The organism is Moorella sp. E308F, assembly GCF_006538365.1.
In the GTDB taxonomy this organism is placed as follows: Bacteria; Bacillota; DSM-521; order Neomoorellales; family Neomoorellaceae; genus Neomoorella.
Window position 1 is genome coordinate 117,663 of sequence record NZ_BJKN01000003.1, and the last position, 14,037, is coordinate 131,699.

Sequence of the window (14,037 nt, forward strand, 5' to 3'; positions counted from 1 at the left end):
TTCCCGTAGATAGCTTTACTTTTTGAAAGGAGATATTTCCATGAAGCCCATGTCCTCCCGAGAAAGATTCCTTACTGCATTGAAAAAACAGCAGCCCGACCGGGTGCCGTGGTTTGAGAGTTACGTCCACCGAGGTCTCGCCGACAGGATTGTCGGGCGCAAGACCGATTTGCCGCCGGGCTGGCGTACCCCACCGGACTTATATAAAATTCTCTGCCTTGATACCATAACGTATAACTTCAGGCCCCCCTTTTATGCCATCATGGAGAAGAACGGCGACGTAGAACAATTGAAGGAAGGCCTGCTCAAGACCAGGGACGACTTAAAGGCTTTAAAGGAGTTTCTACCCGATCCTGAGAATCCGGATTTTTACAGGGGCGCCGAAGAACTTTTATCCTTTGCCCGGCAAAACGGCCTGGCGGCCATTGCTGGTATCAGGGTGGGGTTGAGCAACACGTACAACAGCATGGGGTATGAAAACTTCTCCTACGCCCTTTATGACGACCCCGGTTTTATTGAAGAAAGTATGGAATTGATCGGCGAGTGGTGTATTAAGGTTATTGAGCGGGTAAATGATTTAGGTTTCGATGCAGCCTATATTTCCGAGGACATAGCTTTTAAATGGGGACCGATGTTTTCTCCGGAACACTTCCGGAAATATATGCTGCCCCATATGAAAAAGGTAGTTGATCACATAGCTATTCCCAGGATATACCATACTGATGGCAATCCCCTGCCCATGCTTAAAGATCTGGTGGAAGAGCTAAACATCTGCGCCATTGCCAATCTAGAGCATGGTGCCGTTGATATTTTCCAGGTGAAGGAAGAATGGGGAGATAAGCTCTGCCTCATTGGCAACATGGACCTGCATTATACCTTAACAATGGGTACTCCCGAAGAGACGGTATTAGAGGCCAAAGAGAAGCTCGAAAAGGTGGGCAAGGGAGGGGGCTATATTATTTCCAGTTCTAATGGCTTGACAGAATACTGCAAGGCGGAAAATATATTAGCTTTAAACGGAGCAATACTGCGGTACGGTGTTTATTTTGAATAGCTAACTTCCCTACCAGGGTTTTTTATACCCGTTTGGTTCCTGGTTTTCAGTGAAAGGGGGGGTTAAGCAAATGTCGTAAAGAACCATATCAAATGGACGAGATATAATCTAAAAGGAGGCGTTAAAAATATGCCAAAATTCGCCGCCAACTTAACCATGCTGTTTACCGAAGTGCCTTTCCTGGAGCGCTTTCAGGCCGCGCGGGAAGCGGGTTTCAAAGCGGTGGAGTTTCTTTTCCCGTATGAATACAGCATGGACGCGATAAAGGGCGCGGTAGAAGAAAACAATCTCCAGGTGGTGCTTTTTAACCTACCTGCCGGCGACTGGGCGGCGGGTGAGCGCGGCATTGCCGCCAACCCGCAGCGGAGGGAAGAATTCCGTGAAGGAGTTAAGCAGGCAGTGGCCTGGGCCCGCGCCCTGGGCGTGCCGCGGTTGAACTGCCTGGCCGGCAAGAGGTTAGACGCCTTCACTTTTGAAGAGCAGTGGCAGGCGCTGGTGGACAACGTCCGCTATGCGGCTGGAGTTCTGGGAGAACATGGCTTAAACCTCATGGTGGAACCCTTAAACCATTACGACGTACCGGGTTTCTTACTTAACACGACCGGACAGGTTTTGCAACTGCTTGCCGAGGTTGATATGCCCAACGTTTATTTACAGTACGACATTTATCATGCCCAGAAAGTAGAAGGAAATCTGACGGCTATCCTGCGCGAGCATCTGCCAAAGATCGGCCACATCCAGATCGCCGACAACCCCGGCCGGCACCAGCCGGGAACGGGCGAGATTAATTATCCTTTCTTGTTGCGGGAGCTGGACAACGTCGGTTATAAGGGTTATGTGTCTCTGGAATACATTCCGGTACCGGACACTCGCCGGTCTTTAGACTGGGTGGCAGCGTACGGGTACAGGCTAGATTAATTTGGGGAGTGCGTTAGCCCCGATAAAAGGAGTATGCCGCTTGGGCGGCACATTAAAACCAGGTAAAAATTTTGGCGAAAGGGGTAAAAAGAAAAAGATGAGTAAAATTGGCTTCATAGGACTGGGCATCATGGGCAAGCCCATGAGTAAAAACCTGCTGAAGGCTGGCTATGAGCTGGTCGTATATGATATTATTAAAGAAGCAGTAGACGATGTAGTGGCCGCCGGCGCGGAACCGGCCGGTTCCTGCCGGGAGGTGGGCGAACGCTGCGATAAGTTTATCACCATGCTGCCCAATTCCCCCCACGTGAGGGAGGCTGTCCTGGGGCCGAATGGTTTGCTTGAGGGTGCCCGGCCTGGTTCAATCCTTATTGATATGAGCTCCATTGACCCTATGGTTAGCAGGGAAATAGCCGGGAAGCTGGCTGAAAAGGGCGTGCGTATGCTGGATGCGCCGGTGAGCGGCGGCGAACCCAAGGCCATCGACGGAACTTTGTCGATAATGGTCGGAGGCAAACAGGAAGACTTTGATGAATGTTATAATATATTAAAGGCCATGGGATCTTCCGTGGTCCGCGTCGGTGACATCGGCGCCGGCAATGTGACCAAACTGGCGAACCAAATTATTGTCGCCCTAAATATTGCCGCCATGTCCGAGGCCCTGGTCCTGGCCACCAAAGCCGGCGTTGACCCGGAACTGGTCTACCAGGCCATCCGCGGCGGCCTGGCCGGGAGTACGGTCCTGGACGCCAAGGCGCCCCTGGTGCTGGCCGGTCAGTTTAAGCCCGGTTTCCGGATTAACTTGCATATTAAAGACCTGGCCAATGCCATGGCTGCCGGGCATGAGGTGGGAGTTCCCCTGCCGCTCACCTCTGTTGTTATGGAAATTCTGCAAGCCTTAAAGGTTGATGGCTTGGGTGACGCCGACCACGGAGCCATCATTCGCTTTTACGAAAAACTGGCACAAGTTGAGGCAAGAAAGCATTAGTGGTCCCCCTTTGCGAGGTCCAGGCTGCCTGTAAGCCGCCTGGACCTTTATGCCAAAAACTTGAAAGGGCATGATGTGGAGAATGATCCGAACTTGAGCGGTGCCAGAGGGGCAATAGGACAGCGAGGTCTTAGTGGAAACATTTTGGTATAGGTGCGTGAATAACCATGAAAGACGGGCTAATCATCCGCAAGAAGAAAATGTATGAAGAAGTGGTGGAGCGCATTACCCGGTTGATTAAGAGCGGGGAGTATAAAGTGGGGGACCGCTTGCCGCCCGTTCAAGAATTGAGCGAAATGTTCGGTGTCGGTACCCCCACTTTAAGGGAAGGCCTCTCTGTCCTGGCCTCCAGCGGCATCCTGGAGATAAGGCACGGTAATGGCATTTATGTCAAGCGCTTTCCCTTGGAACCAGAGGACCTGATGGCCAAATTAAACGAGGTAGAATACCAGCAGTTGCTCTCCTGGGTTGAGTTTCGCCGGGCGCTGGAAGCCGAGGCTGCTGCCCTGGCCGCCGAAAGGAGCGACGAGGCGGATTTAGAGGCCATGGAAGCGGCAGAAATAAGGCTGGAAGAGGAGATAACCAGGGGAGAAATCACCATCGAACCTGACTACCAGTTTCACAACAGCATAGCTTTAGCCACCAAGAATCCTATATTTATCCAGACTTCTACCACTATAGAGCATATTATTCGGCAGTATTTTCATTTGAGTTTACGCTACGGCAGGACCTTGCCCTGGCACCGGGAATTGGTGGTGACTGAACACCGGAAAATATTGGAGAACATCCGCAAGAGACGACCGCGAGAAGCGCGCAATGCCATGCTGGAGCACCTCAACAACGTCTCCGGACGGGTGAAGCTTTTAGAGAGCCTGGCCGGGGGTAAGCAAATTGATGATCGTTAAGATGCGTTACTTAATCAAACCGGAGTATAAATTTAATTCATTTTTAAAGAGGGCTTAATACAATTATAACCCTGGCGTGCTATTATAAAAGCGAGCAAAGCCCTCTGACCTCCTTTTTAATATATACCCTACCACACCCGGATTGCCCGGGTTGTTTTTTTATTGCCCCAAAAAGTGGTATATTTTGCAGGAAAAAAAGCATTAATGTCGAATAGCGTAAAGGGTTACCGCTAAAGGCAAACCCCACCGAAAGGGGGGGACGCAAAGCCATGGGTCTAAGGCTTTTACGAGCTAAGATCGCCAGGCTGCCGGTACTTTGATGCTGCTGCAATTTTTAAGCATGAAGACAGGGGCGGCCTTTGGCGATGAGGCTGTCCTTTATTTTTTGTCTTCCATGAGGGTTGCTTCGCGCATGTGATCATTGCCGGGAAGGGGTAAAATTAATGAATAAAACCATAGGGTTATTGTCCGATGGCCTGCCGGGATAAACTCGTTAACCAGGAAGTACTGGAAGCCCTCCTGGACGATTACCTGCGCCGTAAGACTTTGCCGGCAACCTATAAAAACTATCTTTTGAGGTTAATCGAAGGCCAGGTTAACATACTCGTTCACAATCTTTTACAAATGGTTGATGGCGAGGGCGTTAATGAACCTGGCCGCTGCGTTAAATTGTCACAGCCCGGTGGGCAGAAAACGGCTCTATGTCAATAGTTGTGGGATTAAATTTTGAGGGCAACATCCCAGGAAAATTTTCTTGATGAAATGATTACGATTCCTAAAACCAAAACTTAATCGTTTCAGCATTTTGCTTAAAGTATTCTTGCCTTCTATATAACCATTGGTGTACCGGCGGCCTTGCTGGGTGTATCTAACCAGGTTTAATATTTCTGACCTCCAGAACTTAATAGTACGAGCCCATACCCGTCCCTCTACATTTTCAGCGCATTCTGCATTTATAAGCCAACGGCTTAAGGCAATTTCTGCCTCTTCAACCCGGTCCATCTTTATGATTTGTCTTAAATCTTCTTTTAGCTGGTATAGTTCATAGAGGGACGGGTATTTATTCTTAATTTCTTCTAGCTGCTGTTGTTGTCTGGAAGTAAGTTTTTCTTTAGCCTTGAGCAAGGGTAGGCGAGGTATATTCTCCTTGCCTGCTTCTTGCTCTATCTTGCGTGCTTCATTTAAGCGACGGTTGGCATCCTGAATTACATGGAAAGGGTCTACTATTATCCTGGCTGAAGGAAAGATTGCTTTTATTAACTTGCGCCAGGAGTCTTTCATGTCAATTACTACTGCTTCTACTTTAACCCCGGCTTTTTTGAGCCCCTCCAGGTAAGCCTTTATAGTTGCTTTCCTGTCATCACCCAAAATCGTCAAAGGCCTCTTATCCGGTTCCAGGCGCCCTACTACGCATACATAATCATTCCCGCTAAAGGACAGTTCATCTAAGGTTAAGACTATGGGCTCTTGAGTATCATCTGCTGGAAGACCGGACTGGATATACTTGTCTAGTAATCTTATAACCCTATTAGGAGTAAGGTGTAATATTCGGGCTGCATAGGTAAAGCTCATCCTCTGGGCATAATACACTACTGTCTGCACTCCTAGTTTTGTAAATCTGGCCCAGGGGATGGTATTCGGAGGACGAAGGGTAAAAGTCTTATGACAATGGTAACACTTATACCGTACAGGAACCCAGGATAAAAAAATCCATCTCCCGTATAAAAAAGCGTGACGAATTTTCCTTTCTTGGGGCTTCCGGTTCTTCTTTAAAATGCCGTGCTTATGTAATTTGCCTTTGTTACATGCAGGGCATAATGCTGGCGGCTCTAGCGTCACCCTTAACACAATATCTTTACGTTCCTGCCGTTCTCCTAAAATGGACTGGAGTATTTTATCAAAATTCTCTTGTCCCTTGAGGGTGATCGTGCTATTCTTATTCATGGGGGCACTCCTTTCCTAATGGGGTTTTTGTTTGCTAACATTTGATTTGGATGTGCCCCCCTCTTTTTCCTCCTTTAACTTCTAAAATCTCTTCTCCTCTGTCCTTCTATCTCTTCCTATCCCCTCCCACACTTTTTATTATAGAGCCGCAGAAAACTTGACAGAACCGGAGCTATCTGTTAATATATCGCTACGGAAAGCGTGGTAGTGCCTGAATAACGGGCGGAAGTAGCTCAGCGGTAGAGCATCGCCTTGCCAAGGCGAGGGTCGCGGGTTCAAATCCCGTCTTCCGCTCCATATTTTTGGCTTGGGGGGACCTCGGATCGGGTTTTTACCTGTCCGAGGTGTTATTCTACTAGCTTGTTTTTTAGTAGGCGCGGCAGGAAAAGGTAGACAAAGCGGCGAAATAAAATTGCTGATAGTATTTTATGCTAAATGGATGGTCATAATGAATGGCGTCCAGTAGTCGGGAGCAGGGAGGAGCAAGTAGGTAATGAAGGCTACCGTCGAGAAGTTAGATAAGCATCAGGTACTTCTGGAAATTGAAGTTGAAGCACCCAGGGTACAGAAAGCCCTGGATCAAGCTTACCGCCGCCTGGTAAAGCGGGTAAACATCCCGGGTTTCAGGAAAGGCAAGGCACCGCGTTTTATCCTGGAACGGTATATCGGCAAAGAGCCTATCTATAATGAGGCGGTAGAAATTGTTATTCCACCGGCCTATAAAGAAGCAGTAGCCGAGCACCAGCTGGAACCCATCGATCACCCTGAAGTGGAAATAGTCAAGGTGGAAGAGGGCGAGCCTTTAATCTTCAAGGCCAGAGTAGAAGTCAAGCCGGAAGTCCACCTCGGCACCTACAAAGGCTTGGAAGTGGAACGGCCGGAAGTAAAAGTTAGCGAGGAGGATATCGACGCCTATCTGAAAAGCTTACAGGAGCGTTATGCTACCATCAAGAACATCGAAGATGAACCGGCGGCAGCGGGGGATATTGTCGTCATTGATTTTAAAGGGACGGTAGAAGGCCAGCCTTATCCAGGTTTAGAAGGAAATAATTATCATCTGGAATTGGGGTCGGGTACCTTTGTCCCCGGCTTTGAGGAACAACTGGTAGGTGCCCGTCTAAACGAGGAACGTACCGTTACCGTTACCTTCCCTGCCGACTACCACAAAGAAGACCTGGCGGGCAAGGAAGCCGTCTTCCAGGTTGCCATCCGGGGCATTAAACGAAAAGAGCTGGCCCCTCTGGATGATGAATTTGCCAAAGACGTCAGCGAGTGCGAGACTCTAGCCGAACTGCGCCAGGATATCCGCCGCCGGCTGGAAGAGAGACAGCGGCAAGAGATTGACGCTGCCGTAAGGCAAGCTGTAGTGGCCAAGGCCGTAGCGGCAGCCACGGTGGATTTACCGGAAATCATGGTTAAACGGCGGATCGAATCCCGGCTCAGGGAACTGGAACGCAACCTGCATGCCAGGAAAATAACCCTGGGGGAGTTCTTAAATAATACTGGTAAGACTATGGATGATTTAGAGAAAGAATTCCAGCCCGGGGCGGAAAGGGATGTAAAGACCGAACTGGTGCTGGAAGCCATTGCCAAGGCCGAAAATATTGCGGCCACGGAAGAAGACATTGAGGCGGAAATTGAGAAGATGGCCAGGATCTTCCGCCAGGATGCAGCCGAAGTACGGAAGAATCTGGGCGACTTGTCCCTCCTGAAATACGATATAATGATTAAAAAGACCATAGATTTTCTGGTCGAGCACAGTGTGGCCGTACCTCCCCGGGAAGGCGGAGAAGGGGAGACAGGAGAAACTGCTGCGACGGAAGGCTAAAAGGAGTAGAAGCGGTTGTGGAAGGAATTTTTCACCATGGAGGTGGGGTAAGGAGTGTCAATCCTGGTACCGGTAGTAGTTGAGCAGACCAACAGGGGCGAGCGGGCCTACGACATTTATTCCCGCTTGCTGAAAGACCGGATTATCTTCCTGGGAAGCGCCATTGACGATCATGTAGCCAATCTGGTGATTGCCCAGATGCTATTCCTGGAGGCAGAAGATCCCGATAAAGATATCCACCTGTATATCAACAGTCCTGGTGGTTCCATCTCAGCCGGGATGGCTATCTTTGATACCATGCAGTATATCCGGCCCGATGTTTCCACCATCTGTGTCGGCCTGGCAGCCAGCATGGGCGCTTTTCTCCTGGCTGCCGGTGCTAAAGGCAAGCGTTTTGCCCTGCCCCACAGTGAAATTATGATTCACCAGCCCATGGGTGGCACCCAGGGGCAGGCGGTGGATATCGAGATTCATGCCAGGCGTATCCTGGCCATCCGGGATACATTAAACCGTATTTTAAGCGATATTACCGGTAAACCGGTGGAACAGATTGCCAGGGACACCGACCGCGATCATTTCATGACCGCCCAGGAAGCGAAGGAGTACGGTTTAATTGATGAGGTGATCACCAAGCGCGAGTTGCCCGGTAAATAGGGACAGCGAGGTGAACTAAAACCATGTATAAATACACGGACGATAAGGGCCAGCTGAAGTGTTCTTTTTGTGGTAAACTTCAGGACCAAGTCAAAAAGCTGGTCGCCGGTCCTGGCGTCTATATCTGCGACGAATGTATTGAGCTGTGCAATGAGATAATCGAAGAAGAACTGAGCGAGGATCTGAACCTGGAAATGGGCGAACTGCCAAAACCCAAAGAGATCCGGGAAATCCTCGACCAGTATGTCATCGGCCAGGATAAAGCCAAGAAAGCCATGGCGGTAGCCGTTTACAACCACTACAAGCGCATCAACCTGGGCATGAAGATGGATGACGTCGAGCTCCAGAAGAGTAACATCATCATGCTCGGGCCCACCGGCAGCGGTAAAACACTCCTGGCTCAGACCCTGGCCAAGATCCTGAATGTACCCTTTGCCATTGCCGACGCCACTTCCCTTACGGAAGCCGGTTATGTAGGCGAGGATGTGGAGAACATCCTGTTAAAGCTAATTCAGGCGGCCGACTACGATGTGGAGAAGGCGGAAAAGGGTATCGTCTATATCGATGAAATAGATAAAATCGCCCGCAAGTCGGAAAATCCGTCCATTACCCGGGACGTATCGGGCGAAGGTGTCCAGCAGGCCCTCCTCAAAATCCTGGAAGGGACCATTGCCAGTGTACCTCCCCAGGGAGGGCGCAAGCATCCCCATCAAGAATTCATCCAGCTGGATACCACCAATATCCTCTTCATCTGCGGCGGCGCCTTCGACGGCCTGGATAAGATCATCAAAAACCGCATCTCCCAGAAGACCATGGGCTTTGGTGCCGAAATTCACGGTAAAAAAGACATCCAGGTAGGCGATATCTTAAAGCAGGTCCAGCCGGTCGACCTATTGAAGTACGGTTTGATCCCCGAGTTTGTCGGCCGCCTGCCGGTTATCGTCACCCTGGATGCCTTGGACGAAGATGCCCTGGTCCGGGTCCTGACAGAACCCCGCAACGCCCTGGTGAAGCAGTACCAGAAGCTGTTTGAAATGGACGGAGTCACCCTTGAGTTTAAAGAAGATGCCCTGCGGGCCATTGCTAAGGAAGCCCTGAAACGAGAAACCGGCGCCCGGGGCTTAAGGGCCATCCTGGAAGAGATAATGCTTGACGTAATGTATGAAATACCTTCGCGGAACAACATCACCAAGTGTATCGTCACTAAAGATGTGGTCATGCGCAAGGAAGAGCCCCTGCTTTTGACGGTAGAAAGGAAGAAGAAAAAAGAAGAAACAGCTTGATGATAAAGGATGATAAAGGCGGTAGCGGGAAAGCTACCGCCTTTTTGGATAAAATCTTCCTTTCCGGATAAAACTTTAGGTAATCGAGATATCCGGAAAGGAGTAAAAGACCAATGTATGAATGGGGTCAAGGTCTGGGAGGAGTATTAAGTTTTATCCAGATATTTTTTGCCGTGGTAATCGGCCTCTATTTCTGGAACCTTTTGCGCAACCAGCAGGGCAACCGGGTCGCTGTCGAGAAGGAATCCCGTAAAGAACTGGAGAAACTCCAGCGTATGCGGGAAATATCCCTGTCGGAGCCCCTGGCGGAAAAGACGCGTCCCACCGCTTTTGAGGAAATAATCGGCCAGGAAGAAGGCCTGAAAGCCCTCAGGGCCGCCCTCTGCGGCCCCAACCCCCAGCACGTTATTATCTACGGACCCCCAGGGGTAGGCAAGACGGCGGCCGCCCGCCTGGTTCTGGAAGAAGCCAAAAAAAACCCCCTTTCCCCCTTTAAAGAGACAGCCCGGTTTGTCGAAGTGGACGGGGCGACCTCGCGTTTTGATGAACGAGGCATTGCCGATCCCCTGATAGGTTCCGTGCATGACCCCATCTACCAGGGTGCCGGTCCCTTAGGCATGGCCGGTATTCCCCAGCCCAAACCCGGTGCCGTTACCCGCGCCCATGGCGGCATCCTGTTTATAGATGAAATTGGCGAGCTGCATCCCATCCAGATTAACAAGCTCCTCAAAGTCCTGGAAGACCGGAAGGTGATCCTGGAGAGCGCTTACTACAGCACGGAAGACAGCAACATCCCCAGCCATATTCATGACATTTTCCGGAACGGCTTGCCGGCCGATTTTCGCCTGGTAGGAGCGACGACCCGCTTGCCCCAGGAAATCCCGGCCGCCATCCGGTCGCGCTGCCTGGAAGTTTTTTTCCGCCCCCTGCAGGCAGAAGAAATCGGCATCATTGTCCGCAATGCGGCCAGGAAGATAAACTTAACCATTTCCACAGCCGCCGTAGAAATAATCAAACAGTATGCCACCAACGGCCGCGAAGCCGTTAACATGGTGCAGCTGGCAGCCGGCCTGGCCCTGACGGAAAAGCGCCAGGAGATTACCCGCGAAGATGTGGAATGGGTGGTAACCAGCTGCCATTATACCCCCCGCCAGGACGGCCGGGTTTCATCTGAGCCCCAGGTGGGCGTGGTCAACGCCCTGGCCGTCTACGGTCCCAGTATGGGCCTTTTAGTAGAGATGGAGGCCAGCGTCAATTTTGCCGGCCACCGCCGCGGCCAGGTTACCGTTACGGGCGTCATCGAGGAAGAAGAAAGCGGAAGTAGCGACGGCCGCCGAATGCGGCGCCGGAGCATGGCCCGCAATGCGGTGGATAATGTATTGACCGTCCTGCGCAAGCTCTTACCGGTAGATGTGCGGGATTATGATATTCACCTCAATTTTCCCGGGGGAGTACCGGTAGATGGCCCTTCCGCCGGTATCAGCATGTTAACGGCTGTTTATTCCGCCTTTACGGATATACCGGTTAACAACCTGGTAGCCATGACCGGGGAAGTTTCTATCCGGGGCACTGTCCGGCCGGTGGGCGGCGTGGTGGCCAAGGTAGAAGCGGCCCGCCTGGCCGGGGCGAAAAAAGTGCTCATTCCAAAAGATAACTGGCAGGAAATATATCGCTCTTTTACGGATATCCAGGTAATACCCGTTCAAACAGTCAATGAGGTCCTGGAACAGGCCTTAATGCCGCGGACAAAGTCTAGCAGCCATGAAAGTTTCAAATCCCGTCCCCAGGTTTTAAGCGCAACGCCTTTGCCGTCTCATCCTTTAAGCTGCTAAAGCTATTGCAATAAGACGAATAATGCCGTAGAATATATTAGAATAATTACCTGGACAGATAAAAGTATATACAAGGGAGCACCGTGGAGGTGTAAAGTTTGAGCCGGATCCTTCCCCTGTTGCCCCTGCGAGGGGTTATTGTTTTTCCTTACACGGTAATTCACCTGGATGTCGGGAGGGAACGTTCGGTCAGTGCCATTGAGGAGGCAATGCTAAGGGACCGGGTTATTTTCCTGGCCATGCAGAAGGAGGCCCAGGATGACGATCCCGGGGAAGATGATATATATACTACCGGGACGATAGCTGAGATAAAGCAATTATTAAAATTACCCGGCGGCACCATTCGTATCCTGGTTGAGGGTATCCGGCGGGGAAAGATTAAGGAATATTTGAGCCATGATCCCTTCCTTAAAGTCGAAGTTGAGGAGGCTCCGGAGCCTGCCGAAACTTCCAGCGAAATCGAAGCCCTCATGCGCTGCCTGATCGATGAATTTGAGACCTATGTAAAGATGTCCAAAAGAATCCCCCCGGAGACGGTAGTGGCTGTCGTTAGCCTGGAGGAACCGGGACGGCTGGCCGATGTGGTAGCTTCCCACCTTAACCTTAAACTGACGGATAAACAGGCCGTCCTGGAAGCGGTAGATATTAAGGAACGCCTGAACCTCTTGTGCGAGATCCTGGCCAAGGAAAAGGAAATTCTGGAACTGGAACGCAAGATCAACTTGCGCGTCCGCAAGCAGATGGAAAAGACCCAGAAAGAGTATTACCTGCGCGAGCAGATGAAAGCCATCCAGAAAGAGCTGGGGGAAAAGGATGAAAGGGCAGCCGAAGTTGAGGAATTGCGGCAAAAAATTGAAGCAGCCAGGTTGCCCAAAGAGGTGCGGGAGCGGGCTTTAAAAGAAGTTGAGCGTCTGGAAAAAATGCCGCCCATGGTTGCCGAGGCTACGGTTGTCCGCAACTACCTGGACTGGCTTTTGAGTTTACCGTGGAACAAGCAAACCCGGGACCGCCTCGATATAAAAGTGGCCGAGCGCATCCTGGATGAGGATCACTATGGCTTACAGGAAGTCAAGGACCGCATCCTGGAATACCTGGCCATCCGCCAGCTGGCCAGGAAGATGAAAGGCCCCATCATCTGCTTTGTCGGGCCGCCGGGGGTAGGCAAGACATCCCTGGCCAAATCCATTGCCCGGGCCCTGCAGCGCAAGTTTGTGCGCATATCTTTAGGCGGGGTTCGGGATGAAGCCGAGATCCGGGGCCACCGGCGCACCTATGTGGGCGCCCTGCCGGGGCGGATAATCCAGGGTATGAAGCAGGCAGGTACCAGGAACCCGGTCTTTTTACTGGATGAAATCGATAAACTGAGCAGCGACTTTCGCGGCGACCCGGCTTCCGCCCTGCTGGAAGTCCTGGACCCGGAACAGAACTATATGTTTAGCGATCACTATATTGAAGCTCCCTTTGATCTCTCCAGGGTAATGTTTATTACCACGGCCAACGTCGAATACTCCATCCCGCGGCCGCTCCTTGACAGGATGGAGGTTATCCGCATCCCGGGTTATACCGAAGAGGAAAAAGTTAAAATCGCCGCCCTGCACCTGGTGCCCAAACAGATCAAGGAACACGGCCTGAAAAAGGACCAACTGGAAATATCAGAAAATGCCCTGCGCCGGATTGTACGGGAATACACCCGGGAAGCCGGGGTGCGCAACTTGGAACGGCAGATTGCCACCATTTGCCGTAAAACGGCCCGGGATATTGTCAGCGGTAAAACTAAAGCAGTTAGAATTACCGCCGGTAATGTAGAAGATTACCTGGGTATACCCCGTTACCGGCACACAGAAGCTTTCCAGAATGAGATGGTAGGGGTGGCCAACGGGCTGGCCTGGACTGAGGCCGGAGGCGAGGTGCTCAATGTAGAAGTTTCCGTTATGAAAGGCAAGGGTAACCTTACCCTGACGGGGAAACTTGGTGACGTCATGAAAGAATCGGCCTACGCCGGCTTCAGCTATATTCGCTCCCGGGCAGACACCCTGGGGCTGGAAGCCGACTTCCATGAGAAGCATGACCTGCACATCCATGTGCCCGAGGGTGCCATCCCCAAGGACGGGCCCTCTGCCGGAATCACCATGGCCACGGCCATGGCCTCGGCCCTTATGGGGGTACCGGTGAAAGGTGATGTGGCCATGACGGGCGAGATTACCCTCCGGGGCCGGGTGCTGCCGGTAGGCGGTATTAAAGAAAAGATCCTGGCTGCTCACCGGGCAGGGGTGAAAAACATCATTCTTCCCCGGGAGAATGAAAAGAACCTGGAGGACATCCCGGCCAATATCCGGCGCAAGCTCAACTTCATCCTGGTGGAGCATATGGATGAAGTCCTCAAGGAAGCCCTGGTGAGGAAAGAAGAATAACAGACAATACTTGACAGCAAGAGGCAGAAATCAGTAAGATAGTACCGTAGAGAGCGCCATTAAGGCTTATCTCCCCTCGTCCGTCCGGGCGGATGGGGGTTTTTTGTAGTGGGCTGGCTTTGTTTTCGCTCGCTCCGTGGTCCTCGCGGAGCGGCCTAAGGCTCAGCCTCCGGCTCGGGCGGGGTTCCCGGCCTATTCGGCATCCTTGCCTTTAGAATCC

At 51.4% G+C, this 14,037-nt stretch carries 11 protein-coding genes, 1 tRNA gene and 1 riboswitch; of the genes, 11 read left to right on the forward strand and 1 reads right to left on the reverse strand.

The genetic code is table 11. The features are described 5' to 3' along the window. Window positions 1-40: 40 nt before the first annotated feature. From E308F_RS13285 to E308F_RS13305, 5 genes are all read left to right on the forward strand, one after another. The gene (locus E308F_RS13285; RefSeq protein WP_141265406.1) at window positions 41-1,054 is read left to right on the forward strand and encodes a uroporphyrinogen decarboxylase family protein; all 1,014 of its coding nucleotides are present in this window, start codon (window positions 41-43) and stop codon (window positions 1,052-1,054) included. A 129-nt stretch (window positions 1,055-1,183) separates the two neighbouring features. Then, window positions 1,184-1,972, forward strand: a complete 789-nt coding sequence (gene hyi, locus E308F_RS13290; RefSeq protein WP_141265407.1) for a hydroxypyruvate isomerase — start codon at window positions 1,184-1,186, stop codon at window positions 1,970-1,972. Between the two features lie 97 nt (window positions 1,973-2,069). Next, window positions 2,070-2,960: a 2-hydroxy-3-oxopropionate reductase gene (garR, locus tag E308F_RS13295; RefSeq protein ID WP_141265408.1), complete on the forward strand. Its 891-nt coding sequence runs from the start codon at window positions 2,070-2,072 to the stop codon at window positions 2,958-2,960. A 167-nt stretch (window positions 2,961-3,127) separates the two neighbouring features. Continuing rightward, on the forward strand, window positions 3,128-3,865 hold the full coding sequence (locus E308F_RS13300; protein ID WP_141265409.1) for a FadR/GntR family transcriptional regulator: 738 nt from the start codon (window positions 3,128-3,130) through the stop codon (window positions 3,863-3,865). A 225-nt stretch (window positions 3,866-4,090) separates the two neighbouring features. Beyond that, window positions 4,091-4,178, forward strand: a riboswitch (cyclic di-GMP riboswitch). Window positions 4,179-4,336: 158 nt separating this feature from the next. Further along, a complete protein-coding gene (locus E308F_RS13305; RefSeq protein WP_141265410.1) occupies window positions 4,337-4,576 on the forward strand; it encodes a hypothetical protein in 240 nt (79 codons plus the stop codon). On the opposite strand, the gene E308F_RS13310 is transcribed toward E308F_RS13305, so the two are convergent. Then, on the reverse strand, window positions 4,565-5,809 hold the full coding sequence (locus E308F_RS13310; protein WP_141262898.1) for an ISL3 family transposase: 1,245 nt from the start codon (window positions 5,807-5,809) through the stop codon (window positions 4,565-4,567). The genes E308F_RS13305 and E308F_RS13310 overlap by 12 nt on opposite strands. Window positions 5,810-6,031: 222 nt before the next feature. On the opposite strand from E308F_RS13310, the gene E308F_RS13315 reads away from it, so the two are divergent. The 6 genes from E308F_RS13315 to lon all read left to right on the forward strand — a co-directional run bounded on the left by E308F_RS13315 (window position 6,032) and on the right by lon (window position 13,817). Beyond that, window positions 6,032-6,106: transfer RNA gene (locus E308F_RS13315), tRNA-Gly, on the forward strand. Window positions 6,107-6,302: 196 nt separating this feature from the next. Continuing rightward, window positions 6,303-7,637 (forward strand): trigger factor, encoded by a 1,335-nt coding sequence (gene tig, locus E308F_RS13320; RefSeq protein ID WP_141265411.1) that lies wholly within the window; start codon window positions 6,303-6,305, stop codon window positions 7,635-7,637. Between the two features lie 54 nt (window positions 7,638-7,691). Continuing rightward, window positions 7,692-8,291, forward strand: a complete 600-nt coding sequence (clpP, locus tag E308F_RS13325) for an ATP-dependent Clp endopeptidase proteolytic subunit ClpP (RefSeq protein ID WP_141265412.1) — start codon at window positions 7,692-7,694, stop codon at window positions 8,289-8,291. Between the two features lie 23 nt (window positions 8,292-8,314). Then, on the forward strand, window positions 8,315-9,574 hold the full coding sequence (clpX, locus tag E308F_RS13330) for an ATP-dependent Clp protease ATP-binding subunit ClpX (RefSeq protein ID WP_141265413.1): 1,260 nt from the start codon (window positions 8,315-8,317) through the stop codon (window positions 9,572-9,574). Between the two features lie 113 nt (window positions 9,575-9,687). Continuing rightward, the gene (gene lonB, locus E308F_RS13335; RefSeq protein ID WP_141265414.1) at window positions 9,688-11,406 is read left to right on the forward strand and encodes an ATP-dependent protease LonB; all 1,719 of its coding nucleotides are present in this window, start codon (window positions 9,688-9,690) and stop codon (window positions 11,404-11,406) included. 98 nt (window positions 11,407-11,504) lie between these two features. Next, window positions 11,505-13,817, forward strand: coding sequence for an endopeptidase La (lon, locus tag E308F_RS13340; RefSeq protein ID WP_141265415.1), 2,313 nt, complete (start codon window positions 11,505-11,507; stop codon window positions 13,815-13,817). Window positions 13,818-14,037: the final 220 nt, after the last annotated feature.